This is a genomic window from Kitasatospora sp. GAS1066B (genome assembly GCF_041262605.1).
GTDB lineage: Bacteria > Actinomycetota > Actinomycetes > Streptomycetales > Streptomycetaceae > Kitasatospora.
Genome location: NZ_JBGCCO010000002.1, coordinates 79,541 through 104,611 on the forward strand (window position 1 = coordinate 79,541; position 25,071 = coordinate 104,611).

A 25,071-nucleotide genomic window follows, 5' to 3' on the forward strand; every position below is an offset into this window, starting at 1 on the left:
AGAGATGGACACCATGCGGGAACGCTTCATCACCGTCGCGACCGAGTTGCTGGACCAGGACCCGCGCACCGCGCTGGTGCTCGCCGACATCAGCGCGGCGAGCCTGGCCGAGGCCGCAGCCGCGCACCCGGACCGGGTGCTCAACGTGGGCATCCGCGAGCAGCTGCTGATCGGGGTGACCGGTGGCCTGGCGCTGGCCGGGCTGCGGCCGATCGCGCACACCTTCGCGAGCTTCCTGATCGAGCGGCCCTTCGAGCAGGTCAAGTTGGACCTCGGCCACCAGGGCGTGGGCGCGGTGCTGGTCAGCGCGCTGGGCTCGTACGACTGGCCGGCCGGTGGCCGCACCCACATGAGCCCGGGGGACGTGGCGCTGCTCGACACGCTGCCCGGCTGGACGGTGCACGTGCCGGGGCATCCCGACGAGGCCGAGGCGTTGCTTCGGCACGCGGTGGCCGACGGGGACCGCAACGTGTACGTCCGGCTGTCGGAGCACCAGAACGCCGAAGCGCGGGCGGTCGAGCCCGGAAGGTTCCTGACGGTACGTCAGGGAGCTGCGGCCACCGTGGTCGCGGTCGGCCCGATGCTGGACGCGGTGCTGGCCGCGACCGAGGGGCTGGACGTCACCGTCCTGTACGCCGCCTCGGTGCGGCCGTTCGACGCCGTCGCGCTGCGCGCCGCGGGCCCCACCGATGTGGTGCTGGTCGAGCCCTACCTGGCCGGCACCTCCAACAACGAGGCGCACCAGGCCCTCGCCGACCTCCCGCACCGGGTGCTGGGCCTCGGCGTCCCGCGCGAGGAGCACCGCCACTACGGCTCGATGGACGAGCACCTGGCCGCCTACGGTCTGGACGCGGCCGGCCTGCGGGCGCGGATCGTCAGCTTTCTGCCGCCCGCGTGATCACGCAGGAGCGCGGGCCGAGGCGGCCGGCGGCCGGCTCGCCCCAGTGCGCCAGCGGTGTGCCGGCCGGGAGCTCGCCGGGCTTCTCGCCGAAGTTCACCGCGATCCGGAACTCGCCTCGGTGAACGGTGAGTTGCCCGTCGGCCTCGTCGAACTCCACCCGCACCGCCGCCAGGTCGGGGTCCATCAGGGCCGGCTGCTCGCGCCGGAGCCGGATCAGCCGCTGGTACCAGCGCAGCAGTTGTGCGTGCTCGCCGCCGCGCGGCTCGCTCCAGTCCAGCGTCGAGCGGCGTACCGTCTCGGCCGCCTGCGGGTCCGGCACCTCCTCGGGCGTCCAGCCGTAGGCCTCGAACTCCCGCCGCCGGCCCTGGCGCACCGCCTCGGCCAGGCCCGGATCGGTGTGGTCGGTGAAGTACTGCCAGGGGGTGGCGGCGCCCCACTCCTCGCCCATGAAGAGCATCGGGGTGAACGGTGAGGTGAGGACCAGGGCTGCGGTCAGCGCGAGTTGACCGGCCGTCAGCCGGTCGCCGACCGCGCGGTTGCCGATCTGGTCGTGGGTCTGGGAGTAGCCGAGCAGCCGGTGCCCGTGCGCCTGCGGGAAGGGGCGGCCGTGGTGCCGGTCGCGGAACGAGGACCAGGTGCCGTCGTGGAACCAGCCGCGGGTCAGCGTCCGGGCCAGCGCGGCCATCGGGGCCCGGCCGAAGTCGGCGTAGTATCCCTGCCGTTCGCCGGTCGCGGCCGCGTGCAGCGCGTGGTGGAAGTCGTCGCTCCACTGCGCGTCCAGCCCGTATCCGCCGGCCTGCCCAGGGTCGGTCACCCGCGGGTTGTTCAGGTCCGACTCGCCGATCAGGAACAGCGGCCGGTTCAGCTCGGCGCCCAACCGGCGGACCGCGGTGGCGAGTTCCTCCAGGAAGTGGACGGCCCGCTCGTCCACCAGGGCGTGCACCGCGTCCAGCCGCAGCCCGTCGATCCGGTACTCGCGCAGCCAGGTCAGCGCGCTCTCCCGCAGGTAGGCGCGCACCTCGTCGGAGCCGGCCGTGTCCAGGTTGACCGCCGAGCCCCAGGGCGTCTGGTGCCGCTCGGTGAAGTACGGGCCGAAGGCGGGCAGGTAGTTGCCGGACGGGCCGAGGTGGTTGTGCACCACATCGAGGATCACGCCGAGCCCCTTGCGGTGCGCGGCGTCCACGAAGTGCTTGAGCCCGTCCGGGCCGCCGTAGGGCTCGTGCACGGCCCAGAGCGAGACGCCGTCGTAGCCCCAGCCGTACCGGCCGGGGAACGGGCAGACCGGCAGCAGCTCCACGAAGTCCACGCCCAGCTCGACCAGATGGTCCAGCTTCTCCTCGGCCCCCGCGAAGGTGCCGGCCGGGGTGAAGGTCCCGACGTGCAGCTCGTAGACCACCGAACCCGGCAGCGGGCGCCCGTGCCAGCCGGCCGCCGACCAGGGGTATGCGTCGTGGTCCACCAGCCGGCTCAGCCCGTCCGGCCCGTACGGCTGGCGGGCCGAACGCGGATCGGGCAGCGCGCGCCCGCCGTCCAGGCGGAAGCCGTAGTCCTGCCCGGCCGGCGCCTGGCCGTGCCACCAGCCGCCCTCGCCCGGCGTCAGCGGATGGGCCGCCCCGTCCACCTCGACCTCGACGCGGCCGGCGGACGGGGCCCAGACCTGGTACTTCACGGTGACTCCCGGGTGAGCAGAGCGACGGTCTCGACGGTCCCGGTGAACTGACGGTCGGTCAGCAGGTCGCGCCAGTGGCCCGGAAGATCGAGCGTAGCCTGCTCGCCGCGCTGGGCGAGGGCGAACGGCAGACGGGTGGCGATGATCGTCAAGTCCGGCCCGCGCTGGTAGGCGATCAGGTGCGGATCGGCCGGCAGCGGCTGGTACGGGCCGAGCGGACGGGCCAGCCCCAGGGCGGTCCGGGTCAGGTGGAGCTTGCGGCGGGCGAAGTCGGTCAGGCCGACTTCCGGGGCGGCGAAGTCCACCGGCGCCCGGTTGTCCGGGTCCACCAGGGTGTACAGCGGCTTCTCCGAGCCCTGGTAGAGGTCGGGCACGCCCGGCAGGGTGAGGTGGAGCAGCGCGGCCGAGAGGCTGTTGGACTGCGCGAACGGCTCCAGGAAGGCCACGAACCGCGCGATCCGGTCGACGAGTTCGGGCGAGGCCAGGACCCGGTGCGCGTAGTCGGTGACGGCGGTCTCGTAGGCGGCGTCCGGGGAGGTCCAGCCGGTGCGCAGCTTGGCCTCGCGGACCGACTTGAGCAGGATCCCCACCAGCCGGTCCGGCTCGATCGGCCAGGCGGCCACCAGGGTCTGCCAGAGCAGCCATTCGGCGTTGCGGTCGGCCAGGCCGCCGGCCAGCTCGGACCAGGCGGTGCACTCGGCCACCCACTGCTCGGGCAGTTCGGCGAGCACCGTCAGCCGGGCCCGGGCGTCCGCGCTGCGCTTGGTGTCGTGGGTGGAGAGCGCGGTCATGGTCAGCGGCCAGTTCCGCTGGATGTCCTCGCACCAGTGGTGGAAGTCGGCCGGGTCGAGCCCCGGGTGGGCCGGGTCGCCGCCCACCTCGTTCAGCGAGAGCAGCGGGTACCAGCGGTAGAAGGCGGTGTCCTCCACGCCCTTGGCCGCGACCGCCGAGGCGGTCTGGGCGAAGCGGGTGCGGAACTCCTCCTTGGCCGGGCTGGAGCCCAGATGGCCCTGCGTCAGCAGCTCGACGAACTGCTTGGTGGACTCCGGTGTCACTATGGTCCGTTCGGCCGGGAACGGGTAGGGCCGGTAGACCGTGTAGTGGGTGAACAGGTCGCACAGCGCGGTGCGGATCTGCAGCGGCGCGTGGTCGGCCAGCTCCGGCTCCTCGGTACAGATCCGCTCGGCCAGCCGGACCAGCCGGTTCAGCTCGGCGGCCAGCTCGCCGTGCGGGACGGTCATCTCCGCCCGCCCCAGCCGGGCCGCCTCGGCGGCGGTGCCGCGGGTGTCGGTGTACCGGCCGTACAGCTCGGTCAGCCGGCGGACCCCGGCGCCGTCGGTCAGCACGCCGTCGATGTGCCGCAGCGCGTCGTAGCCGGTGGTCCCCGCGCACGGCCAGTCCTCGGGCAGCCGCTCCAGGCCGGTGAGGATCTTCTCCACCACCGTGTACGCGCCGCCGCTGCTCTCGGCCAGGCAGCGCAGGTAGCCGCGCGGGTCGGCCAGCCCGTCCGGGTGGTCCACCCGGAACCCGTCGAGCACACCTTCGGCGTGCAGCCGCAGCAGCACGCCGTGGGTGGCCCGGAAGACCTCGTGGTCCTCCACCCGAAGGGCGATCAGGTCGTTGATGGTGAAGAACCGGCGGTAGTTGAGCTCGGTGTCGGCCAGCCGCCACCAGGCCAGCCGGTAGTGCTGACGGGCCAGCAGCTGGCGCAGCGGCAGGTGGGCGGTCCCGGGGCGCAGCGGGAAGACGTGGTCGTAGTACCGCAGGGTGTCCTGATCCACCTTCAGCTGGTCGAGCACCGCGCCGAGCCGGTCACCCAGCACCGGCAGCAGGATCCGGCCGCCGTGGGCGGCCCAGTCGATGTCGAACCAGTGTGCGTAGCGGGACTCGGGGCCGTCCCGGAGCACCTCCCAGAGCGGGTGGTTGAGCCGCTCGGGCACCGGTACGGCCATGTGGTTGGGGACGATGTCGGCGATCAGCCTGAGCCTGTGCTCCCGGGCGGTGGCGGCGAGCGCGCGTAAGGCGTGCTCGCCGCCCAGCTGTTCGCTGATCCTGGTGTGGTCGACCGTGTCGTATCCGTGGGTGGAGCCGGGCGTCGCCTCCAACAGGGGGGAGAGATGCAGATGGGAGATGCCCAGCCCGGCCAGGTACGGGACGGCCGCCGCGGCGTCCGCGAGGGTGAACGAGGGCTGCAGCTGCAGGCGGTAGGTCGCCGTAGGTGGTGGTGAGATCACCCCCCATGCCTACCCGGTCTGCCGCTGAAGCACCAGCAACGACCGTTCGGCGAGCCACAGCCCGTCGCCTTCCTTGACCCGAAGTCCGGTACCCGGGGTCGGGAGTGTCGCGAGCGTGGTGTCCACCACCACCTGCCACTCCTCGCCGTGCTCCTTGGGCACCGTGAACTGCAGCGACTCGTAGTGCGCGTTGAACAGCAGCAGGAAGGAGTCGTCGGTGATCCGCCCGCCGCGCCGGTCCGGCTCGGAGATCGCCGCGCCGTTCAGGAAGACGGTCAGCGACTTGGCGTAGCTGGCGCCCCAGTCCCGGGCGGTCATCTCCTCCCCGTTCGGGGTGAACCAGGCGAGGTCGGTCAGGTCGTCGTGGGCCGCGGCCACCGGGCGGCCGCGGAAGAAGCGCCGGCGCCGGAAGACCGGGTGGTTGCGGCGCAGCCAGACCATGCCCTGGGTGAACTCCAGCAGTTCGGCATCGCCCGGCCAGCTCACCCAGGACAGCTCGCCGTCCTGGCAGTAGGCGTTGTTGTTGCCCCGCTGGGTGCGGCCCAACTCGTCGCCGTGCGAGAGCATCGGCACGCCCTGGGAGAGCAGCAGGGTGGCGATGAAGTTGCGCTGCTGACGGGCCCGCAGTTCGAGCACCTCGGGGACCCTGGTCGGGCCCTCCGCCCCGCAGTTCCAGGAGCGGTTGAAGGACTCGCCGTCCCGGTTCTGCTCGCCGTTGGCCTCGTTGTGCTTCTCGTTGTAGGAGACCAGGTCGCGCAGGGTGAAACCGTCGTGGCAGGTGATGAAGTTGATCGAGGCGATCGGGCGCCGGCCGTCGTGCTGGTAGAGGTCGGAGGAGCCGGTCAGCCGGGAGCCGAACTCGGCCAGCGTGGCGGGCTCGCCGCGCCACAGGTCGCGCACGGTGTCCCGGTACTTGCCGTTCCACTCGGTCCACAGCGGCGGGAAGTTGCCCACCTGGTAGCCGCCCTCGCCGACGTCCCAGGGCTCGGCGATCAGCTTGGCCTGGGAGACCACCGGGTCCTGCTGGACCAGGTCGAAGAACGAGGAGAGCCGGTCGACTTCGTGGAACTGCCGGGCCAGGGTGGCGGCCAGGTCGAAGCGGAAGCCGTCCACGTGCATCTCGGTGACCCAGTAGCGCAGCGAGTCCATGATCAGCTGCAGCACGTGCGGGCTGCGCATCAGCAGGCTGTTGCCGGTGCCGGTGGTGTCCGTGTAGTACCGGCGGTCGGCGGCCAGCCGGTAGTACGAGGCGTTGTCCAGGCCGCGCATCGAGAGCGTGGGGCCCAGGTGGTTGCCCTCGGCGGTGTGGTTGTAGACCACGTCGAGGATCACCTCGATGCCGGCCGCGTGCAGCGCCTTGACCATCGACTTGAACTCCTGCACCTGCTGGCCGCGGTCGCCGACCGAGGAGTAGGAGCCGTGCGGGGCGAAGAAGCCGATGGTGTTGTAGCCCCAGTAGTTGGTCAGCCCCAGGTCGCGCAGCCGGTGGTCGCGGACGAACTGGTGCACCGGCATCAGCTCGATCGCGGTGATGCCGAGCTTGGCCAGGTGCTCGATCAGCGCCGGGTGGGCGAGCGCGGCGTAGGTGCCGCGGATCTCCTCGGGGATGCCCGGGTGCAGCATGGTCAGGCCCTTGACGTGGGCCTCGTAGATCACCGACCGGTGGTAGTCGGTGCGCGGCGGGCGGTCGTTGCCCCAGTCGAAGTACGGGTTGATCACCACCGAGTGCATGGTGTGCGGGCCCGAGTCGAGGTCGTTGCGGCGGTCGGGCGCGCCGAAGTGGTAGCCGTAGACCGACTCGTCCCAGTCGATGGTGCCGCTCATCGCCTTGGCGTACGGGTCGAGCAGCAGCTTGGCGCCGTTGTGCCGCTGGCCGCGCGCCGGATCGTACTGACCGTGCACCCGGAACCCGTAGCGCTGGCCCGGTTGGATGCCGGGCAGGTAGGCGTGCCGGACGAACGCGTCGGTCTCGCGCAGCTCGATCACGGTCTCGGTGTCGTCCGGGCCGAGCAGGCACAGCTCGATCCGGTCCGCGCTCTCGGAGAACACCGCGAAGTTGGTGCCCACCCCGTCGTAGGTGGCACCCAGGGGGTACGGTTGCCCCGGCCAGACCTGCATAAGCCTCAACTTCCCTGGCGTCAAGAGGAGCTGATGCTCCCTCGGGATGTCGGCGCACCGCTGGCTGCGGTATGCCCGGTGCCGCGCGGCACATGTCCGCACGCCGCCAAGCGTGACGCACGGCACAGACTGCCTCTACGCGCTGTCATTTTCCCTTGGCGATTGCCATCGTTGCCGCTCCGCCCGCATTCTGACGCTCTTTCCGGGCGCTTTCGCCCGAACGGGTGTCCGGCGAGTCGGTACTGCGCAGAGTCGGCGCACCCTCGACTGACCGAGTCGGATTGCGGAAAGGCAACGGCCTGCCCGCCGGGGCGGCCGGGCAGTAGTCTTGATCGTCACAGGGCCGGGTGCCGAGAGTCGAGGTAATCAGATGGTCTTCCCCGCCGACGAATGGCCCGATGGGTCGAGCGGAACGGCGGGTACCGGAGCCCGGGCGGAGGCGCCGACCGCGGTGCTGGGCTCGCCCGGCGGCGGTCGGCTGATTCCGGCCCAGTCGGGCCCCGAGGTGGCGAGCGTGCCCGGCTGGAGCGGCGAGCAGTGGCAGCGCGCCTACCAGCGGGTGCGGCTGACGGGGCGGGCCTACGTCTGGCTCAACCTGGTGGAGCAGCGGCTGCGGTCCCTGCTGGACGACCTGCTGCGTCCGGTCTACGCCCCCGCGCACGGCGCGGACTGGGTGACGGCCGCCGCCGGCCCTGTCGGCGAGGAGTGGGTGCGCCGGGCCGCCGCCGTCCGCGAGGTGAGCCGGCGCAAGGGCTTCCTGCTCGACCCGGCCGACGACGACCCGCTGGTCTTCCTCACCCTGCCCCAGCTGCGCGAGCTGATGGTGCAGCACTGGCCGTGCTTCGAGCCGTACCTGGACGACCGCCGGGAGATCGAGCTGGCGCTGGACGAGTTGGAGGTCGCCCGGCACGTGGTCTCGCGCAACCGCAGCCTCTCGCCGACCGTGCTGGCGCAGACCGAGCGGGCCGCCGCCCGGGTGCTCGGCCTGCTGGACGGGCGGCCCGCCGCCGGCGCCGGGCTGCCGGCCGACATCATCGAGGAGCTGGTCGCGGGCCGGTACGCGGACGTCGCCGCCGTGCACGCGGACCGGATCCTGCTGCAGCGCGACCTGCCGGTGGAGGACCTGCTGGAGGGGGCCCGGCGGCTGGACGCGCTCGGCATCGCGCTGGGCATGCTCTGCCAGAACTTCACCGGCAAGCGCCTGGCGCGCCTGGCCGCCGAGGGCTGCCGGATGCGGCTGCTCTTCCTCAATCCGGCCAGCAGCGCGGTGCGCCGGCGCGAGCGCGAACTCGGGCTCGGGCGCGGTGAGTTGTCCCGCTCGATCGAGATGAACATCATGCACGTGCGGCGGGTGCGGGCCCGGCTGCGCGATCCGGGCGCCTTCGAGATCCGGGTCTTCGACGAGATGCCCCGGTTCACCGCCTACCTGGTCGAGGGGGCCCGGCTGCCCGGCTCGCGCCGGCGCGGCGGGGACCTCGGCGTGGTCCAGCCCTACCTGCGGCGCGCGCGGGGGATGGAGTCGCCGGCCCTGGTGCTGCGGGCCGCACCGAGCGCCGGCGAGGACGCCGAGCCCGGCCTGCTGGAGGTCTACCGCGAGGAGTTCGAGGGCGTCTGGACCGACTCACGCTCGGTCAGCTAAGGCTTGGCTAACCCCGGCGTGGACTCCTGAACCTCCCCTAGCTAAGGTATGCCTAAGCTAAGCGCGGCTGCGCTAGCGGTGACGCACGCCTAGGGGAGTTCAGCACCCATGTGGGACGACGCTTTTCCAAGCTTTCTGATCGGGCTCCGGGAGGGCCTGGAGGCGGGACTCATCGTCTCGATCCTGGTCGCCACCCTGGTCCGGTCAGGGCAGAAGGCCCGTCTGCCCCAGGTCTGGACCGGGGTGCTGGCCGCCATCGCGCTCGCGCTCAGCTTCGGCGCGGTGCTCACCTTCACCGCCGCCAACCTCTCCGGCACCGCGCAGGAGGCCTTCGGCGGCACCCTCAGCCTGATCGCCGTGGCCTTCGTCACGGCGATGGTGTTCTGGATGCGCAGGTCGGCCCGGAACCTCTCCTCCGAGATCCGCGAGAAGGTGACCGCCGCGCTGGGCCTGGGCGCGGGGATGCTGGTCCTCACCAGCTTCCTGGCGGTGGGTCGGGAGGGCCTGGAGACCTCGCTCTTCCTGTGGACCACCGCGCGCTCGGCCGGTGAGGCCACCGGACCCGCGATCGGCGCCGGCGTCGGCCTGGTGCTGGCCGCCGGGCTCTGCTGGGGCCTGTACCGGCGGGTGCTGAAGATCAACTTGACCCGGTTCTTCACCTACACCGGCATGGTGCTGATCGTCATCGCCGCCGGGGTGCTCAGCTACGGCCTGCGCGACCTTCAGGAGGGCGGGGTGCTGCCCGGCGCGCACGCCTACGCCTTCGACCTGAGCGGCTCGCTGGACGCCGGCTCCTGGTACGCGACGCTGGTGCAGGGCGTCTTCAACCTGACCGTCACCATGACCTGGGTCCAGGTGGTCGCCTACCTGCTCTACCTGGGCGTGGTGATGACGCTCTTCGTCCGTGGGATGCGGACCACCGCCCCCAAGCCGGCGCCGGCTGCCACGCCCGTCGTCGCCGCCGAGTCCGAGCCGCAGGCGGTCGCCGCCGAGCCCGAGACGGAGTTGCCGCCCCGTCAGCGCCCGCCGCGCTGGCTGGTGCCGACCGCGCTGGTCGCCGTCCCGGCGGTGCTGGCCGGGGTGGTGATCGCGGTCAGCGGCGGCAAGCCGGCCGCGGCCGGCACGGTCTCCGTCTCGGAGTCCAGGACCGAGTGCGGAAAGGGGTTCGGCACCCCGCAGCCCGGTCAGCAGACCTTCCAGATGCACAACACGGGCAGCAAGACCTCCGAGGTCTACCTGGTCAACCCGGCCACCAACGCCGTCTACGGCGAGATCGAGGGCCTGGCGCCCGGCACCACCCGCCCGCTGACCGCCACCATCGGCGGCGGCGACCTCGCCTGGCGCTGCGTGCCCACCGGCGGTGACGCGGTCACCTCGGCCGCCGTCCACGTCAGCGGCGGGCAGCAGGTGGCGGCCGTGCTGCCGGTCTCGGAGGACGACCTCAAGGCCCCGCTCGACCAGTACCGGGCCTACGTCGACGCGGGCCTGGCCACCCTGCTGACCGAGACCCAGAAGCTGCAGGCCGACCTGCACGGCGGTGACCTGAACGCCGCCAAGACCGACTGGCTCACCGCCCACCTGCAGTACAGCTCGCTGGGCGCGGCCTACGGCACCTTCGCCGACTTCGACAAGAAGATCAACGGCCGGGCCGACGGCCTGCCCGACGGCGTCCAGGACCAGGGCTTCAGCGGCTTCCACCGCCTGGAGTACGGCCTGTGGCACGGGCAGGGCGCCGCCGACCTGAGCCCGGTGGCGGACCAGCTGGTCAGCGACGTGGACGGGCTCGGCAAGGCCTTCCCCACCCAGGACTTCGACCCCACCGACCTGCCGCTGCGCACCCACGAGATCCTGGAGAACACCCTCCAGTTCGAGCTGACCGGCGACACCGACGAGGGCAGCGGCAGCAACCTGGCCACCGCCCAGGCCAACCTGGCCGGCACCCGCGAGCTGCTGACGGTGCTTCAGCCGCTGATCCAGGCCCGCAGCCCGCAGCTGCTCGACACCGTGAACGGCGACGTCCAGCGGCTGACCGACCTGCTGAACGCCGCGCACCACGCCGACGGTGGTTGGACCCCGGTCGAGCAGCTCGACGGCCCGACCCGCGCCCAGCTCAACGGCGCCACCGGGCAGTTGCTCGAAGACCTCGCCCCGATTCCCGACCTTCTTGAGATCCGGAAGTCCGCCTGATGACCAGCCAGCCCAGCTCCACCGGCTCCTGCCCCTTCCCGCACGAGGCTGTCGCTTCCGCCTCCGCCGCCGAAGCCGCCGGCTGCCCCGCAGTGCCGGCTCGCCGCAGCTTCCTGGGCGCGGCGCTGGGCGTCGGCGCGGTCGGTGCCGCGGTGGCCGGTGGCGCGCTGGCGTTCACCGCCGGCGGCGGCCGGGCCGAGGCCGCCGACGCGACCGGCGCGCACGCCCAGGTGGCGTTCCAGGGCGAGCACCAGGCGGGCGTCCTGACCCCGCAGCAGACGGCGGCGATGTTCGTCTCCTTCGACGTCATCGCCACCGACCGCAAGGCGCTGGAGGACCTCTTCCACACCCTCACCGACCGGATCCGGTTCCTGACCGCCGGCGGCACCCCGCCGGACCTCGGCGTCGGCGCGCCGCCCGCCGACAACGGGATCCTCGGCCCGACCGTGCCGAGCGACAACCTCACCGTGACGGTCGGCGTCGGCGCCTCGCTCTTCGACGGGCGCTACGGGCTGGCCAAGGCCAAGCCGGTCAAGCTGAAGCCGATGAAGACCTTCCCCAACGACAACCTCCAGGCCGCCGAGTCGCACGGCGACCTCTCGCTGCAGATCTGCGCCAACAGCCAGGACACCGTGCTGCACGCGCTGCGCGACATCGCCAGGCACACCCGCGGCGCGATGCAGGTCAAGTGGCGGATCGACGGATTCCAGAGCGCCCCGCGCCCCACCGGTGCGCAGCGCAACCTGCTCGGTTTCAAGGACGGCATCGTCAACCCCGACGTCAAGTCGGGCCGGGAGATGGACCGTCTGGTCTGGGTCGTGAACGGCGCCGGCGAGCCGGCCTGGGCCACCGGCGGCAGCTACCAGGTCATCCGGATCATCCGGATGCTGGTCGAGTTCTGGGACCGCGTCTCGCTGACCGAGCAGGAGAAGATGTTCGGCCGCCGCAAGGACACCGGCGCACCGCTGGACGGCGCCAACGAGACCGACGCGCCCGACTACGCCAAGGACCCGCAGGGCAACGCGATCCCGCTGGACGCGCACATCCGGCTGGCCAACCCGCGCACCCAGCAGAGCGACGACTCGCGGATCCTGCGCCGTGGTTACAACTACGACCGGGGCGTGGACAAGGTCGGCAACCTCGACATGGGTCTCGCCTTCTGCTGCTACCAGCAGGACGTGGAGCGCCAGTTCGAGGCCACCCAGACCCGGCTGATCGACGAGCCGCTGGTCGACTACATCTCGCCGACCGGCGGCGGCTACTTCTTCGTGCTGCCGGGCGTGCGGGACGCGAACGACTGGCTCGGGCGCGGGATGTTCGCCGCCGCGTAGACCGCTCTGTCCGAGCCCACCACCTGCCACGGCGCGTGCCGTCCGACCTCCGGCGCGCGCCTTCCCCGGGCCGGGCGCCCCCGCGCCCCGGCCGCCGCGCTGCCCCGCCTCCCCTGGCCCGGGGGCGGGGCAGCGCCGTGCCGGTCCGCGACCGGTCGGCAGCCGCGTTGTCACAGGCAGCGGGGATGATGGGGTCCGTCAAGGTGACACCCCGACGGAAGGCACTGCTGATGGGTGAGCTGAACAACGGGGCACTGGCCGCCGCCGTGGCCACGGCCGGGGCTGCGGTCGGCCCGACGGGCCGCCAGAAGCGGCCGTACTGGTGGCAGGGCCCGCTGGTCGGATTCGACCTGGAGACCACCGGGACCGACCCGGCCGAGTCACGGATCGTCTCGGCCGCGCTGGTCGAGACGGTCGGCGGCCTGCCGGTGCGCACCAGCCGCTGGCTGCTCGATCCCGGAGTGCCGATACCCGAACAGGCCCGGGCGATCCACGGGATCAGCGACGAGCACGCCCGCACCAGGGGCCGCCCGGCCGCCGCCGCGGTGGCGGAGGTCGCCGCCGCGCTCTGCGCGCTGCTGGCCGAGGGTGTCCCGGTGGTGGCCTTCAACGCGCCGTTCGACCTGTCGCTGCTCGACGCCGAGCTGCGCCGCCACGAGTTGCCGCCGCTGGCCGATCGGCTGTCGGGCCGGCTGGTCGCGCCGGTGCTGGACGCGCTGGTGATCGATCGCGCGGTGGACCGCTACCGCAAGGGCTCGCGCGGACTGCAGCGGGTCTGCGAGGTGTACGGGGTGGAGCTGCTGGACGCGCACGAGGCCGCCAGCGACGCGCTGGCGGCCGTGCGGGTCGCGGTCGCGCTCGGCGAGCGATACCCGGCCCAGGTCGGCGAGTTGAGCCTGACCGCGCTGCACGAGCAGCAGGTGGGCTGGTACCGGGAGTGGGCCGAGGGCTTCCAGGCCTGGCTGCGCAAGGGCAAGGATCCGCAGGCGGTGGTCGACGCCCGCTGGCCGATGCGCTGAGCGGGCGGCGCGCCCCGAGAGGGCTGACGGTTCGTCAGCTCGCCGGGAAGTCGAAGGTGTAGCCCTGCTGGACCAGCCACGGCAGCAGCAGCTTCAGTGCGGCCACGGTCTGGCTCCGGTCGCCGCCGCCGTCGTGCATCAGGATGATGCCGCCGGGGTGCAGCTCCTTCTGGACGTTGGCGATGATCGCCGGGACGCCGGGCTTGGACCAGTCGCGGGTGTCGACCGTCCAGCCGAGCGGCCGCAGGCCGTCCTGGACGGCGATCTGGCGGTTGTCCGCGCTGAAGTCGCCGCCGGGGGCCCGGAACCAGCTGACCTGGGTGCCCGCTCCGCCGGCCTGGGTGATCATGTCCTTGGCCGCGTCGATCTCGTAGACCTGCTTGTCGTGCGAGAGCGTGTGCATCGGCTGCGGGTGGTGCACCGTGTGGTCGCACAGCCGGTGGCCGCCCGCCAGGATCCGCTCGACCAGGGCCGGGTTGGCGGTGGCCTGCGGGCCTATCTCGCAGAAGGTGGCCTTGGCGTGGTACTGCGCGAGCAGGTCCAGGACCTGGCCGGTGGCCGGGCCCGGGCCGTCGTCGAAGGTGAGCGCCACCGTGCGGCCGCCGCTCGCGGTGGAGTAGACGATCGAGGAGCCGGGCGCGTCCTCGGCGGGGCGCGGTGCGCCGGCGGTGGTGGCGGGGGCGGTGGGCGTGGCGCTGCTCGACGGGGTGGTGGTCGCGGTCGCGGAGTTCGGTGCGGTCGGTGAGGCCGCGGCGGTGGTCGGCGTCACACTCATGCTCGCGCTCGCGCTGGAGCTGGCACGCGGGCTCGGGTTCACGTTCTCGCTCGCGGCACCGCCCGCGCCGGCGCTGGCACTCGCAGCGGCACTCCCACTCGGGTCGGCGCTCGGGCTCAGCGTGAGGTTCGCGCTCGGCGTGCCGCTCGTACTCGGGTGGGCCGCCGCCGTGTCCTGGGACGTCGCGCCTCTCGGACCGCACGCGCAGGCGAGGGCGAGGGTGAGGACCGCGGCGCAGCCGGCGGCGGCGCGGCGGAGCGCGGTGCGGTGGGTGCCGAGGACGGGCATGCGGCAGCTCCTGACGTGGGACAGCCGCCCCGGGGTGGTGGCGACTGCTCCCTACGACGATGGCCGCTGATCAGGCAGTTCCGAAACGATGAAACTATCTTGAGAGAATTCTCACCGCTTCCTGGGAGCCCCCTCAGAACGCGTGCCAGCGCACCCGCTGGTCCCCCTCCCGCAGCGAGGCCACCCGCCGCCGGAACTCCGCCCGCGCCGCCGGGTTCCCTGGCACCCGCTGCGCCACCCAGGCCGCGCTCGCCGTCTCGCGGGCCGCTCGCAGCACCGCCCAGCCCGCCCAGTCCCGCACGTCCCAGCCGTATCCGGCGGTGAAGGCCCGGTAGTCGGCCTCCGGCACGCCGTACCGGTCGCGGCTGAGCGCCACCGGTACCAGGTCGTGCTCGCGCAGGTCGTCGGCGACCGTCTCCAGGTCCAGCAGCAGCGGACCGCTGGGCCCGATGTGCACGTTGCGCGGCAGCGCGTCCCCGTGGATCACCCCGGCGGGCAGCACCGGGACCAACTCCGTGACAGCGAGCGCCAGTTCGGCGCACCGGGCCAGCAGGTAGCCGCTGTCCGCCGGGTCGACCGCCCCGTCGGCGGCCGCCAGCCACCGCGCCACCGGCGCGAGCAACTCCCGGCGCGGCAGCCTGGGCAGCGTGGCGGGCGGCGCCGGCAACCGGTGCAGCGCGCGCAGCAGCGGACCGAGGTCGGCGGGCGTGGCGGGGCGGACGGCCGTGGGCAGGCGCTGCCAGAAGGTGACGGGGTGCCCGGCGGCGGTCACCACCTCGCCGGGTTCGTCGGCGGGCCGGGCCACCGGGATCCCCGCGCCGTCCAGCCAGCGGGCGACGGCCAGCTCGCGGGTGGCCCGCTCGGTCGGTCCGCCGCCCCGGCCGACCTTGGCCACCAGGGCGGGGGAGCCGAGGTCGAAGACCGCGTTCTCGGTCAGACCGAGCAGCCGGGCACCGGCCGGGTCGGGCAGGCCGACCGCCGCGCAGGCCCGGGCGAGCAGCTCACGGGCCAGGGCTTCGGAGAAGATCATGGCCGAAAACCTACCGCCCGACCCCCGGAAGCGGGGTCGGGCGGCAGGTTCGGCGCGCGCCTGACGATCCGTCAGGCGGTCCGTCAGGAAGTGCGTCAGACGGTCACCCGACGGTGCCGCGAGCCCTCGTGCCGCGCCGGCTGCTCCGAGTAGCCGTCCCCCGCCGTCGGCGCCGCGGCCGGCTCGCCGTGCGAGAGGTTCGGCAGCCAGGCCAGCCAGCTCGGCAGGTACCAGTTGCGCTCGCCCAGCAAGGTCATCACCGAGGGCAGCAGCACCCCGCGGATCAGCGTGGCGTCCACCAGCACCGCCACCGCCAGGCCCACGCCCATCTGCTTCATCGACTCCATCGACAGCGTCCCGAAGACCGCGAAGACCGCCACCATGATGATCGCCGCGCTGCTGACCACCCCGGCGGTGGAGCGGATCCCGTGGGCGACGGCGGCCCGGGTGCCCAGGCCCCGGTCGTGCGCCTCCTTGATCCGGGAGACCACGAAGACGTGGTAGTCCATGCTCAGGCCGAAGAGGATCACGAAGAGGAAGAGCGGCACCCAGGACTCCACCGCGCCGACCCCGGCGGTGCCGAGCAGCGAGGCGCCCACGCCGTGCTGGAAGACCAGGGTCAGCACCCCGTAGGCCGCGCCCACCGAGAGCAGGTTGAGCAGCACCGCCGTCACCGCGATCCCCAGCGAGCGGAACGAGGCGAGCATCAGCACGAAGGCGAAGAGCACCACGAAGCCGAAGACCGGGAGCATGCTGTCGGTCATCTGCTGGTTGAAGTCGTGCGAGGCGGCCGTGTCACCGGTCACCGGCGCCTGCGTGCCCGGGACCTTGAGCAGGGTGTTCGGCACGATCTGGTTGCGCAGCGTGTCCAGCGCGGCGGTGCTGGTCGCGTCGTTTCCGCTGCCGTTGAGCGGGACGGCGATGGTGGCGACGTTCTGCGCCCGGTGCACGGTGACTTCGAACGGGCCGTGCATCCGGCCGCTGGCCAGCGCCTGGTTCTGCAGATCGGTGATGGCCTGCTTGATCGCGGGGGAGGAGATGTCGGCGGCCTTGACCACCACCTCGGCGGGGGCCGGGCTGCCGGGGAAGGCGGCCTCGATCCGCTGGGAGGTGACGACCAGCGGGGTGCCCTTGGGCTGCGACTGCTCGAAGGTCAGGTTGGCGGTGTGCATGGTGACCAGCGGGGCTGCCAGCGCGAGCAGCAGGCCGGCGGCGAGCACGGCGGCGGCCAGCGGGAAGCGCAGCACCGGGGTGAGGACGGCGTTCCAGATCCGGCTGCCGCTGTTCAGGTCCTTCGCCTTCAGCTTGTGCAGGAACGGCACCCGGCCCTTGTCCACCCGGTCACCGAGCATCGACAGCAGGGCCGGCAGCACGGTCAGCGAGCCGAGCACGGCGGTGATCACGACCACGATGGTCGCGTAGGACATCGCCTGGAAGTCGGCGATCCCGGTGAGGAACATGCCTGCCATGGCGACCACCACGGTGATCCCGGAGACCAGCACCGCCCGGCCCGAGGTGCCGGCGGCGATCTTCAGCGCCTCCTCGGCGCTGTGCCCGGCGGCCCGCTCCTCGCGCTCACGGCGCAGGTAGAAGAGGCAGTAGTCGACCCCGACGGCCAGACCCACCAGCAGCATCACCGAGCTGGCGTCGTTGCTGGTGTGCAGGAACGAGCTGCTCAGCGCGACCAGCCCGCCGGCCGCGATGAAGGCGGTGAGCGCGAGGCCGACCGGCAGCACGGCGGCGACCACCGCGCCGAAGGCGATCAGCAGGATGCCCAGCGCCAGTGGCACGGCGGTCCACTCGGCGGAGGAGAAGTCGTTCTTGAACTGGTCCTGGGACAGCTTGGTGGCGCTGGCCTGCCCGAACTCCGCGACGGTGAACGCGTGGTCGCCCTGCTGCACGCCGGCCACCGCGTTCAGCGGTGCGGCGACGTCGGTGGCCGCCTGGTCCTGGTCGCCGATCACGGTGAACTGGACCAGTGCCGAGTGCCGGTCGGCCGAGATCGCCTTGGTGTCGTAGGGCGAGCGCAGGTCGGTGGTCTTGCCGGTGCCGTCGACCGCCGCGATCACCTGGTCGACCTTGGCCCGGAAGACCGGGTCGTCGGCGGTGCGTGCCGCGCTCTGCACCAGCACCGTCTCGCCCTGCGGGCTCTTGATCCCGGCCTGGTCGAGGATCCTGGCCGCCTGGGCCACCTGGCCCGGCATCGACTCGCTGTCGGTGATCTGGTGGCTGCCGCTCGCGCCGCCCAGGAACGCGGCGAGCACCACGAAGAGCAGCCAGCCGAAGACGGCGGCCTTGCGGTGCCGGGCACTCCAGGCGCCCATCGTGGCGGCGAACCCCGGCTTTGCTCGGTCGCGTTGGTTTCCGCGCTCACGCGGGGCCGGGCGGTGGGTCGTGGACACGGGATTCTCCCCCTGGGACGCGGCGGTGCGGGCCGCGGTGCGGTGCCCGGCGGTGTTTCCGGGCTCACAACCGACCCTAGGGAGACGGGCCTTGACGGGTAATCCGGCCAGCGGGGGAGTCCACCCTGGGCCTGCCCCCAGGGGTCGGGGTGGGGTTTTCCCCAGGTACCGGCTCCGACCTGGGTACCGGTTCTCTCCGACCTGGGTACGGCGGGATGTCCACCCTGAGGGGGAGGCCTCTCCACCCGGGGGACGAGGTATTGACAGGGGCTGTCAGGTCACGATGGTGCGGGGCCGCTGGACGGTCCTGCGGAGCACGTCGATGCGCGGACTGCAACCCACGGGGGGCTGGCTTGCCGGTCGGCTAGTAAGTTCTCGTATGATGCTCGCTCCAGTACTTACCTGCCGACCGGCTAATGCCCTGTGGGGGGTACAGCCGTCTCAGCCGTCGCCCGGCGTCCCGTCCCCCAAGGGCTGCGGTGAACCATGCCAGGAGGCATCACAAGCATGTTCCACCGAATCGGACAGTTCGTCGTCAAGCGGGCGTGGTGGGTGATTGTCGCCTGGATCGTCGCCGCTGTCGCCATCGTGGCGTCGGCCCCGACGCTGACGGCGCAGACGGACGAGAGCTCCTTCCTGCCCACCCACTACGAGTCGATCCAGGCCTCGGAGCTCCAGCAGCAGGCCTTCCCGAGCAACTTCACCCCCTCGGCGATCCTGCTCTTCGAGCGCACCGACGGCGGGAAGCTGGACGCCGGCGACCAGGCCGCGATGACCAAGGTCACCCAGGGCCTCACCGCCGAGAACATCAAGTACGTCCAGACGATCCTCCCGGTCGGCCCGAAGACGGCCAACTCGCCCGGGTCGTTCTCGGCGGACGGCAAGTACGCGCTGTCCATGATCGGCTTCGACAAGAACACCCCGCAGGCGGGGACCGAGACTGCGGACGCCGCCAAGGCGCTGCGCGACGACGCCAAGACGCTGGCGGCCGGCAGCAACCTCAAGGTGCAGCTCGGTGGCCCGGCCGCGCAGAACCTGGACCAGCAGGACTCCTCGAAGCTGGCCAACGCGCTGATCGGCGGCGGCACCGTCGTCATCATCCTGCTGACGCTCTTCCTGATCTTCCGCAGCCCGATCGTCGCCCTGCTGCCGGTGGCGATGATCGCGGTCTTCTCCATGGTCGCCAACGGCCTGATCGCGGACGCCAGCAAGGCCTTCGGCCTCAAGGCGGACAGCTCGGTCTCGGCGATCCTGATCGTGGTGCTCTTCGGCGTCGGCACCGACTACTTCCTCTTCCTGATCTTCCGTTACCGCGAACGGCTGCGAGCCGGTGACGAGCGCAAGACCGCGATGGTCAACGCCGTCGGCCGGGTCGGCGAGGCGATCTCCTCGGCGGCCGGCGCGGTGATCGTGGCCTTCAGCGTGCTGGTCCTCTCCAGCCTGGGCATGTTCAAGGCGATGGGCCCCTCGCTGGCGATCGCGGTCGCCGTCACGGCGCTGGCCTCGGTCACCCTGGTGCCGGCCGTGCTCTCGCTGATCCCGGAGCGGGTGCTGTTCTGGGAGAAGGGCCTGATCTACGCGATTCGCAAGGTCGTGTTCCGGCAGAAGAACGTGCAGCCCAAGACGCGTTGGCGCCTCGAGCCGGCCGGTGCCAAGTTCGCCGCGCTCGGCGGGCTGGTGCAGCGCCGTCCGGCCATGGTGGCCGCCGTCTCCGGTCTGATCCTGGTCGCCCTGGCGCTCGGCGCCACCGGCTACAAGGGCAACTTCGACCTGGCCGCCGGCTCGATGCCGAAGACCAAGGAGTCGATGGTTGTCTCTGACACGATGTCCAGCGCCTTCTCCGCCGGTGCGGCCGACCCGTCGCAGGTCTACCTGACCTCGACCAACGGCGCGCCGCTGGACCAGAACGCCTTCCCCGCCTACGTCGCCCAGCTCAAGGGCGTCGACGGCGTGGCGGAGGTCAACCCGCAGCCGAAGCTGAGCGGTGACCACCTGACCGCCAACTTCACCGTGATGCTCAAGGACGACCCCGCCTCCAACAAGGCGATCGACACCGTCGGCAAGCTGCGTTCGGCGGCGCACGCCGACGCCCCGCAGGGCACCAAGGCGTACGTGGGCGGCATCACGTCCATCTACAAGGACATCAACACCGCGATGGCCCACGACTACTCGTTGGTCTTCCCGGTCGCGGCGCTGCTGATCATGCTGATCCTGGGCCTGCTGCTGCGTAGCGCGGTGGCGCCCTGGTACCTGATGGCGGCCGTCGGCCTCGGCTTCGGTGCCACGGTCGGCGCGACGACCCTGCTGTTCCAGAACATCCAGCACCAGTCCGGGCTGATGTTCATGCTGCCGATGTTCATCTACCTGTTCGTGGTGGCCATCGGGACCGACTACAACATCCTGATGATCGCCCGCCTGCGCGAGGAGGCCCGCGAGGGCCGCAGCCCCCGCGAGGCGGCCGCGATGGCGCTGCGGCACGGCGGTCCGACCGTCGCGGCGGCGGGTGGCATCCTGGCGGCGACGTTCGCCACCATGCTGCTGGCCGGCAACAGCCTGTTCAGCCAGATCGGCTTCTCGGTGGCCTTCGGCATCGGGGTCTCGGCCTTCGTGATGGCGATGTTCTTCACCCCGTCGCTGACCGCGCTGCTCGGCAAGGCGGCCTGGTGGCCCGGCCACCAGGGGATGCCCGAGCACGTGGAGCCGGTCGAGCTGCCGACCGCGCGCGGTGAGCGGGAGCCGGTCGGACACCACTGACCTGCCGGCGCCGACTCGTCGGCGCACCGCATCGCAACGGGCGGGCCGGCCCGGGGACCTCCCTGGGCCGGCCCGCCCGTCCCGCGTGCGGGAGGTGCCAGGCGGGCCGAAAATAGTCCGATCATCTTCGGGGCTGGTCGTGCTACAGTCGAACCAGTTGCAGTTTTGGTTCCCATGAACGTTTGTGTGCGCCTGCTGGTCCAACCAACAGGCGCATTTGTTTTGTCCGGTGTCATCTCCGGATGGGGATCGCGGCTACGCGAGGTTCACGAGGTGTGGATCTCGTTGCCCCAGTATTTGAAGGAGACGGTTATGGCTACCGGCACCGTGAAGTGGTTCAACAGCGAAAAGGGCTTCGGCTTCATCGAGCAGGCCGAGGGCGGCCCTGACGTGTTCGCGCACTACTCGAACATCAGCGCCAACGGCTTCCGCGAGCTCGTTGAGGGCCAGCACGTCGAGTTCGACGTGACGCAGGGCCAGAAGGGCCCGCAGGCCGAGAACATCCGCGTCATCTGACGTTCCAGCTTCTCGCTGAACGCGCTAGACGCAGCGAAGGCCCGTACCGCACGGTGCGGGCCTTCGCCCATGTCGCCCAACGGCCGGGGCGGCGCACTCCACTCCTGGCGGCCGAACCGACGGGTCACCCATCGATGGTGACCGCTCAGGACGGAGTACCACCGTATGACCGATCAGGCACGCCCCACCGGCGGCCGCGGCCGATCCCGCTCACAGGGCTCGGGCAGCAGCCGCTCGCAGGGCTCCGGCAGCGCCGGCGGCTTCAGTGACGCCCAGGCGCGCGCCGGCCGCAGCTCGGGCGGGCTGCGCAGCCAGTCGCAGTCCCAGGGCCGCGGTCGCGGCGCGGGCAAGAGCCGCACCGCCGAGCCCGCCGAGTTCACCGTGGTGACCGGCACCCCCGCGCGCCCGCCGGCCGCGACCTTCGCCGAGCTGGAGATGCCCAAGGCACTGCTCTCGGCGCTCACCCGCGAGGGCGTCACCGAGCCCTTCCCGATCCAGTCCGCCACCCTGCCGGACTCGCTGGCCGGCCGTGACGTGCTCGGCCGCGGCCGCACCGGCTCCGGCAAGACGCTCGCCTTCGGCCTGTCCGTGCTGGCCCGCACCTCCGGGCAGCGCGCGGACGCCCGCAAGCCGCTGGCCCTGGTGCTGGTGCCGACCCGCGAGCTGGCCCAGCAGGTCACCGACGCGCTCACCCCGTACGCGACCGCCGTCAACCTGCGGATCGCCACCGTGGTCGGCGGGATGTCGATCACCCGCCAGGCCAACGCGCTGCGGCGCGGCGCCGAGGTGCTGGTGGCCACCCCGGGCCGGCTGGACGACCTGATCAACCGTCAGGACGTCCGGCTCGACCAGGTCGCGATCACCGTGCTGGACGAGGCCGACCAGATGGCCGACATGGGCTTCCTGCCGCAGGTCACCAAGCTCCTGGAGCAGGTCGCCGACGGCGGGCAGCGGATGCTCTTCTCCGCCACGCTGGACAAGAACATCGACCGCCTGGTGCAGCGCTTCCTGACCGACCCGGTCACCCACTCGGTGGACCCCTCGGCGGGCGCGGTCACCACCATGGAGCACCACGTGCTCCAGCTGGAGGCGGCCGACAAGGCCTCCGCCACCGCGCACATCGCCTCCCGCGAGGGTCGGGTGATCATGTTCGTGCACACCAAGCACGGTGCCGACCGCCTCGCCAAGCAGCTGCTGGCCAGCGGCGTTCGGGCGGCGGCGCTGCACGGCGGCAAGTCGCAGCCGCAGCGCAACCGCACCCTGGACCAGTTCCGCGACGGCCACGTCACCGCGCTGATCGCCACCAACGTCGCGGCGCGCGGCATCCACATCGACGGCCTCGACCTGGTCGTCAACGTGGACCCGCCGATCGACCACAAGGACTACCTGCACCGTGGCGGCCGCACCGCCCGCGCCGGCGAGTCGGGCACCGTGGTCACCCTGGTGCTGCCCGAGCAGCGCCGGGACATGTCCAAGCTGATGGCCGCCGCCGCGATCCGCCCGGTCACCACCAAGGTCCGCCCCGGCGACGCCGAGCTGGCCCGGATCACCGGCGCCCGCACCCCCTCGGGTGTCGCGGTCACGGTGGCCCTGCCGGCCGCCGCCGAGCCGGCCGCGGCCGGTACCGGCGCCGCCAAGCGCCGCCCGGCGGGCCCGCGTTCCTCGCGCCCCGCCGACGTGGACATCAACGGCAACCCGAAGCGCCGCCGCCCCAAGCAGCGGATGGGCCAGACCGCCGCCGCCACCGGTGGTGGCGGTGGCACCCGCCAGGCGGCCGGCTTCATCGGCAAGACGGCCTCCGGCGCCAAGCCGGGCAGCGGCTCGAAGTCCGGCTCCAACTACGGCACCGGACGCCAGCGCCGCGCGTCGCGTTGATCCCGTAGCGAACTCCACTGAAGGGTCCGCCCGCCATGCGGCGTGCGGGCCCTTCGGCGTTCCCCGGCCGTGGCCCCGCCGCTTGGGGACGGTCGTCAGTGGTGTTCGGCAGACTGTGCGCCATGACGATGAAGCCGATCATGACGCCCGATCAGCTCAAGGCCGCCTGCCTGGACTTCAACGGAGCCGAGGAGACCTTCCCGTTCAACCCGGAGACCTCGGTCTTCAAGGTGGGCGGGAAGATCTTCGCGATCAGCGCGCTGGACGGCGAGCCGCTGAAGGTCAGCCTCAAGTGCGAGCCGGAGGTGGCGGTACGGCTGCGGGCGACCTACCCGGCGATCACGCCGGGGTGGCACCTGAACAAGCGGCACTGGAACACGGTGCTGCTCGACGGGTCGATCCCCGAGCAGGTGCTGCTGGAGATGATCGAGGACTCCTACGACCTGATCGTCAGCCGGCTGCCGCGCCGCCAGCAGCTGGTGCTCGACTGGTCCGGGCTGCGCGCCGACGCCGAGGCCGATGGTGGGGAGGACGAGGGCTGACCCGGCCTCAGTGGCGGCTGGGTGCCGGTGGGCGCGGGCCGACCCTAGGCAGTCGTGTCGGCGCGGTCCGTCGAGTGCGACGACGACAGCTGCCTGGGGATCGCCGACGTCGCCAGGCGGCCGTCGAACATCCGGATCACGGCTGTCAGTTCGGCTCCCAGAACGGCACGCGCGGCCCCGTCACCGCGACGGGCGAGCGCGACCATGGTGGCCAGGACGTCCGCGTGACGCAGCGAGGTCAGGACCGCCGCGATCTCGGCTGCTTCATCCGCCAGGCTTTCATCGGAGCAGCGGGCCCAGTCCCGGAGCATCGATCTGGCCTCGATGAAGGTGGCTCGTCGGCTGCGGACGAGTTCCGCGCGCTCGGGTAACCCGGCGCGGACCAGGCCGATCATCCGGCCGTGCGCAACCGAGCCGCCGTCTCGGCGACCGAGGCGCTCAGCGAGCTGTTCAGCTTCTCGCCGAGTGCCTCGTACTCGGCGATCTCCTCGGCCGAGGCCTGTTCGGCGTACACGCGCCGCTCCAGCGCCACCAAGCGCCGCCGTTCCGCCTCGGCCTGCGGTGAGTACGGGCTCTCCAGGCCGAAAAGCGCGGACATGGCGGCATCGTCCCCGCTGCCGTAGACGATGCGCTGGTAGAGCTCCTCGTCCACCACCCTTGGTGGCTCGTCCTCTCCGGGGCCGGCCAGTCGGATCAGCCCACCGGGGTCGGCGGCCTGGCAGATGTAGGGGCTGTGCGTGGTGACGATGAACTGGACATTCGGGAAGTGCGTCTTGAGCCAACCGCCTATCCGCTGCTGCCAGCTGACGTGCAGGTGCGCGTCCACCTCGTCGATGAGCACCACGCCGGGGACCCAGACCGTCGGTGACGGCCCGAGTGTGAAGACGTCGAACGCCTCGGACTCCTCTTGGCCCGGCATCAGCGGAGCTGACAGCATCGCCAGAATGTTGATCACCAACGCCACGGCCGCACGGTGGCCTTCACTCATCTCCGTGATGAGGAACTCGGAATCGCCGTCCCGCAGCCTGAAGCCCTCCGGCGTCACCTCGGTGACCACGTGCCCGTCCGGGAGGAGGCCGTCGTTCAGCAGGGCGATCGCGGCGTCAACCGTTCGGGCAGCTTCAGCGTCACCTGTCAGGCCGCGATGATGAAGATGGATCAGCCACTCCATGCCCCCCGCGAGAGTGGCATCCTCATCGAAGAGGGTCGCGACGTTCGAATAGGTCGACTCGTCGGCTGAGCCGGCGCGGCGGCCCAGCCGACGGAACGCGCCGAAGGCCAGGATGTTCTCCACCCCGGCGATCTGCCAGAGGTCCTCATCGATGAGCCGCTGCCCACCGGACTTGCCACGGGAGGAGAGCAGGACCTGGCGCCAGCGTGGCCGCGCCCGCCGCCTCGCCTTCCCCAGCGGTCCTGGCCAGACGCAGCTGGCCAGGACCTGCGGCAGCCACTGGGATCGGCCGACGAACGCCCATGGGGACTCCCCTTCGCCATCGTCGAGGAGGAGTTCCAGTTCCTCGATGTCGCCGCTGAGCCGCACCGCCGCTCGCCCCTCCGCCGCGGAGCGCCAGCCGGCGAGGTCGTCAGGCCGGTGGATGTCCAAGGCCACCACGATCGCGCGGAGCAGAGTGGTCTTGCCGGCCCCGTTGCGCCCGGCGATGACCGTCCAGCCGGCATGCGAGCCGTCGGGCCGTCGGAGGTCGAGTTCGACCCGGCGGTTGCCGAGGAACCCCCGGACACCTGAGATCGACACCGTCGATACGTACACCGCACCTCCACGCTCAGGGATCG

Annotated in this window: 17 protein-coding genes; 9 read left to right on the forward strand and 8 right to left on the reverse strand. The window is 71.9% G+C overall.

Features of this window, described 5'->3' with window-relative positions; genetic code table 11:
* The first annotated feature begins 4 nt into the window (after window positions 1-4).
* Complete coding sequence (locus ABH937_RS01960; protein WP_370216908.1) at window positions 5-898, forward strand: transketolase family protein; 894 nt, start codon at window positions 5-7, stop codon at window positions 896-898.
* On the opposite strand, the gene treZ is transcribed toward ABH937_RS01960, so the two are convergent.
* The 3 genes from treZ to glgX are packed head-to-tail and all read right to left on the reverse strand — an operon-like array spanning window position 876 to window position 6,922.
* A complete protein-coding gene (gene treZ, locus ABH937_RS01965) occupies window positions 876-2,570 on the reverse strand; it encodes a malto-oligosyltrehalose trehalohydrolase (protein WP_370216909.1) in 1,695 nt (564 codons plus the stop codon). The genes ABH937_RS01960 and treZ overlap by 23 nt on opposite strands.
* Window positions 2,567-4,804 carry a malto-oligosyltrehalose synthase gene (treY, locus tag ABH937_RS01970; RefSeq protein WP_370216911.1) on the reverse strand — a complete coding sequence of 746 codons (2,238 nt, stop codon included), beginning with the start codon at window positions 4,802-4,804 and terminating at the stop codon, window positions 2,567-2,569. Before treY ends, treZ begins: the two co-directional genes overlap by 4 nt.
* 9 nt (window positions 4,805-4,813) lie before the next feature.
* Window positions 4,814-6,922: a glycogen debranching protein GlgX gene (glgX, locus tag ABH937_RS01975; RefSeq protein WP_280687108.1), complete on the reverse strand. Its 2,109-nt coding sequence runs from the start codon at window positions 6,920-6,922 to the stop codon at window positions 4,814-4,816.
* A 370-nt stretch (window positions 6,923-7,292) separates the two neighbouring features.
* Between glgX and ABH937_RS01980 the strand changes: the two genes are divergently transcribed.
* From ABH937_RS01980 to ABH937_RS01995, 4 genes are all read left to right on the forward strand, one after another.
* Window positions 7,293-8,561: an SAV2148 family HEPN domain-containing protein gene (locus ABH937_RS01980; RefSeq protein WP_280687109.1), complete on the forward strand. Its 1,269-nt coding sequence runs from the start codon at window positions 7,293-7,295 to the stop codon at window positions 8,559-8,561.
* A gap of 108 nt (window positions 8,562-8,669) precedes the next feature.
* The gene (efeU, locus tag ABH937_RS01985; protein ID WP_280687110.1) at window positions 8,670-10,748 is read left to right on the forward strand and encodes an iron uptake transporter permease EfeU; all 2,079 of its coding nucleotides are present in this window, start codon (window positions 8,670-8,672) and stop codon (window positions 10,746-10,748) included.
* Window positions 10,748-12,079 (forward strand): iron uptake transporter deferrochelatase/peroxidase subunit, encoded by a 1,332-nt coding sequence (gene efeB / locus ABH937_RS01990; RefSeq protein ID WP_370216912.1) that lies wholly within the window; start codon window positions 10,748-10,750, stop codon window positions 12,077-12,079. The genes efeU and efeB overlap by 1 nt, the downstream gene beginning before the upstream one ends.
* Window positions 12,080-12,309: 230 nt before the next feature.
* Window positions 12,310-13,098, forward strand: coding sequence for an exonuclease domain-containing protein (locus ABH937_RS01995; protein WP_370216914.1), 789 nt, complete (start codon window positions 12,310-12,312; stop codon window positions 13,096-13,098).
* 34 nt (window positions 13,099-13,132) lie between these two features.
* Here the strand turns inward: ABH937_RS01995 and ABH937_RS02000 are convergent, their stop codons facing one another.
* The 3 genes from ABH937_RS02000 to ABH937_RS02010 all read right to left on the reverse strand — a co-directional run bounded on the left by ABH937_RS02000 (window position 13,133) and on the right by ABH937_RS02010 (window position 17,515).
* A complete protein-coding gene (locus tag ABH937_RS02000) occupies window positions 13,133-14,161 on the reverse strand; it encodes a polysaccharide deacetylase family protein (protein ID WP_370216915.1) in 1,029 nt (342 codons plus the stop codon).
* A 133-nt stretch (window positions 14,162-14,294) separates the two neighbouring features.
* Window positions 14,295-15,191, reverse strand: coding sequence for a phosphotransferase enzyme family protein (locus tag ABH937_RS02005; protein ID WP_370216916.1), 897 nt, complete (start codon window positions 15,189-15,191; stop codon window positions 14,295-14,297).
* Window positions 15,192-15,286: 95 nt separating this feature from the next.
* Window positions 15,287-17,515: an MMPL family transporter gene (locus tag ABH937_RS02010; RefSeq protein WP_370217131.1), complete on the reverse strand. Its 2,229-nt coding sequence runs from the start codon at window positions 17,513-17,515 to the stop codon at window positions 15,287-15,289.
* Window positions 17,516-18,100: 585 nt separating this feature from the next.
* Here ABH937_RS02010 and ABH937_RS02015 point away from each other — a divergent pair.
* The 4 genes from ABH937_RS02015 to ABH937_RS02030 all read left to right on the forward strand — a co-directional run bounded on the left by ABH937_RS02015 (window position 18,101) and on the right by ABH937_RS02030 (window position 23,280).
* Window positions 18,101-20,347 (forward strand): MMPL family transporter, encoded by a 2,247-nt coding sequence (locus ABH937_RS02015; RefSeq protein ID WP_370216917.1) that lies wholly within the window; start codon window positions 18,101-18,103, stop codon window positions 20,345-20,347.
* Window positions 20,348-20,659: 312 nt separating this feature from the next.
* Entirely contained in the window at window positions 20,660-20,863 is a 204-nt protein-coding gene (locus ABH937_RS02020; protein ID WP_280687116.1) for a cold-shock protein, read from the forward strand.
* 165 nt (window positions 20,864-21,028) lie between these two features.
* Entirely contained in the window at window positions 21,029-22,738 is a 1,710-nt protein-coding gene (locus tag ABH937_RS02025) for a DEAD/DEAH box helicase (RefSeq protein WP_280687117.1), read from the forward strand.
* Window positions 22,739-22,878: 140 nt separating this feature from the next.
* On the forward strand, window positions 22,879-23,280 hold the full coding sequence (locus tag ABH937_RS02030) for an MmcQ/YjbR family DNA-binding protein (protein WP_370217132.1): 402 nt from the start codon (window positions 22,879-22,881) through the stop codon (window positions 23,278-23,280).
* Between the two features lie 44 nt (window positions 23,281-23,324).
* On the opposite strand, the gene ABH937_RS02035 is transcribed toward ABH937_RS02030, so the two are convergent.
* Both ABH937_RS02035 and ABH937_RS02040 read right to left on the reverse strand, forming a co-directional pair.
* Window positions 23,325-23,675, reverse strand: a complete 351-nt coding sequence (locus ABH937_RS02035) for a hypothetical protein (RefSeq protein ID WP_370216919.1) — start codon at window positions 23,673-23,675, stop codon at window positions 23,325-23,327.
* Window positions 23,672-25,048 (reverse strand): AAA family ATPase, encoded by a 1,377-nt coding sequence (locus ABH937_RS02040; protein WP_370216920.1) that lies wholly within the window; start codon window positions 25,046-25,048, stop codon window positions 23,672-23,674. The genes ABH937_RS02035 and ABH937_RS02040 overlap by 4 nt, the downstream gene beginning before the upstream one ends.
* Window positions 25,049-25,071: the final 23 nt, after the last annotated feature.

What these genes read in the sequence shown, in the direction of transcription:
- ABH937_RS01960 (WP_370216908.1), top strand. Translation starts at nt 5, where the DNA reads ATGGACACCATGCGGGAACGCTTCATCACCGTCGCGACCGAGTTGCTG.
- glgX (WP_280687108.1), bottom strand. Translation starts at nt 6,922, where the DNA reads ATGCAGGTCTGGCCGGGGCAACCGTACCCCCTGGGTGCCACCTACGAC.
- ABH937_RS01980 (WP_280687109.1), top strand. Translation starts at nt 7,293, where the DNA reads ATGGTCTTCCCCGCCGACGAATGGCCCGATGGGTCGAGCGGAACGGCG.
- efeU (WP_280687110.1), top strand. Translation starts at nt 8,670, where the DNA reads ATGTGGGACGACGCTTTTCCAAGCTTTCTGATCGGGCTCCGGGAGGGC.
- efeB (WP_370216912.1), top strand. Translation starts at nt 10,748, where the DNA reads ATGACCAGCCAGCCCAGCTCCACCGGCTCCTGCCCCTTCCCGCACGAG.
- ABH937_RS01995 (WP_370216914.1), top strand. Translation starts at nt 12,310, where the DNA reads ATGGGTGAGCTGAACAACGGGGCACTGGCCGCCGCCGTGGCCACGGCC.
- ABH937_RS02000 (WP_370216915.1), bottom strand. Translation starts at nt 14,161, where the DNA reads ATGCCCGTCCTCGGCACCCACCGCACCGCGCTCCGCCGCGCCGCCGCC.
- ABH937_RS02005 (WP_370216916.1), bottom strand. Translation starts at nt 15,191, where the DNA reads ATGATCTTCTCCGAAGCCCTGGCCCGTGAGCTGCTCGCCCGGGCCTGC.
- ABH937_RS02010 (WP_370217131.1), bottom strand. Translation starts at nt 17,515, where the DNA reads ATGGGCGCCTGGAGTGCCCGGCACCGCAAGGCCGCCGTCTTCGGCTGG.
- ABH937_RS02015 (WP_370216917.1), top strand. Translation starts at nt 18,101, where the DNA reads ATGTTCCACCGAATCGGACAGTTCGTCGTCAAGCGGGCGTGGTGGGTG.
- ABH937_RS02020 (WP_280687116.1), top strand. Translation starts at nt 20,660, where the DNA reads ATGGCTACCGGCACCGTGAAGTGGTTCAACAGCGAAAAGGGCTTCGGC.
- ABH937_RS02025 (WP_280687117.1), top strand. Translation starts at nt 21,029, where the DNA reads ATGACCGATCAGGCACGCCCCACCGGCGGCCGCGGCCGATCCCGCTCA.
- ABH937_RS02030 (WP_370217132.1), top strand. Translation starts at nt 22,879, where the DNA reads ATGACGCCCGATCAGCTCAAGGCCGCCTGCCTGGACTTCAACGGAGCC.
- ABH937_RS02035 (WP_370216919.1), bottom strand. Translation starts at nt 23,675, where the DNA reads ATGATCGGCCTGGTCCGCGCCGGGTTACCCGAGCGCGCGGAACTCGTC.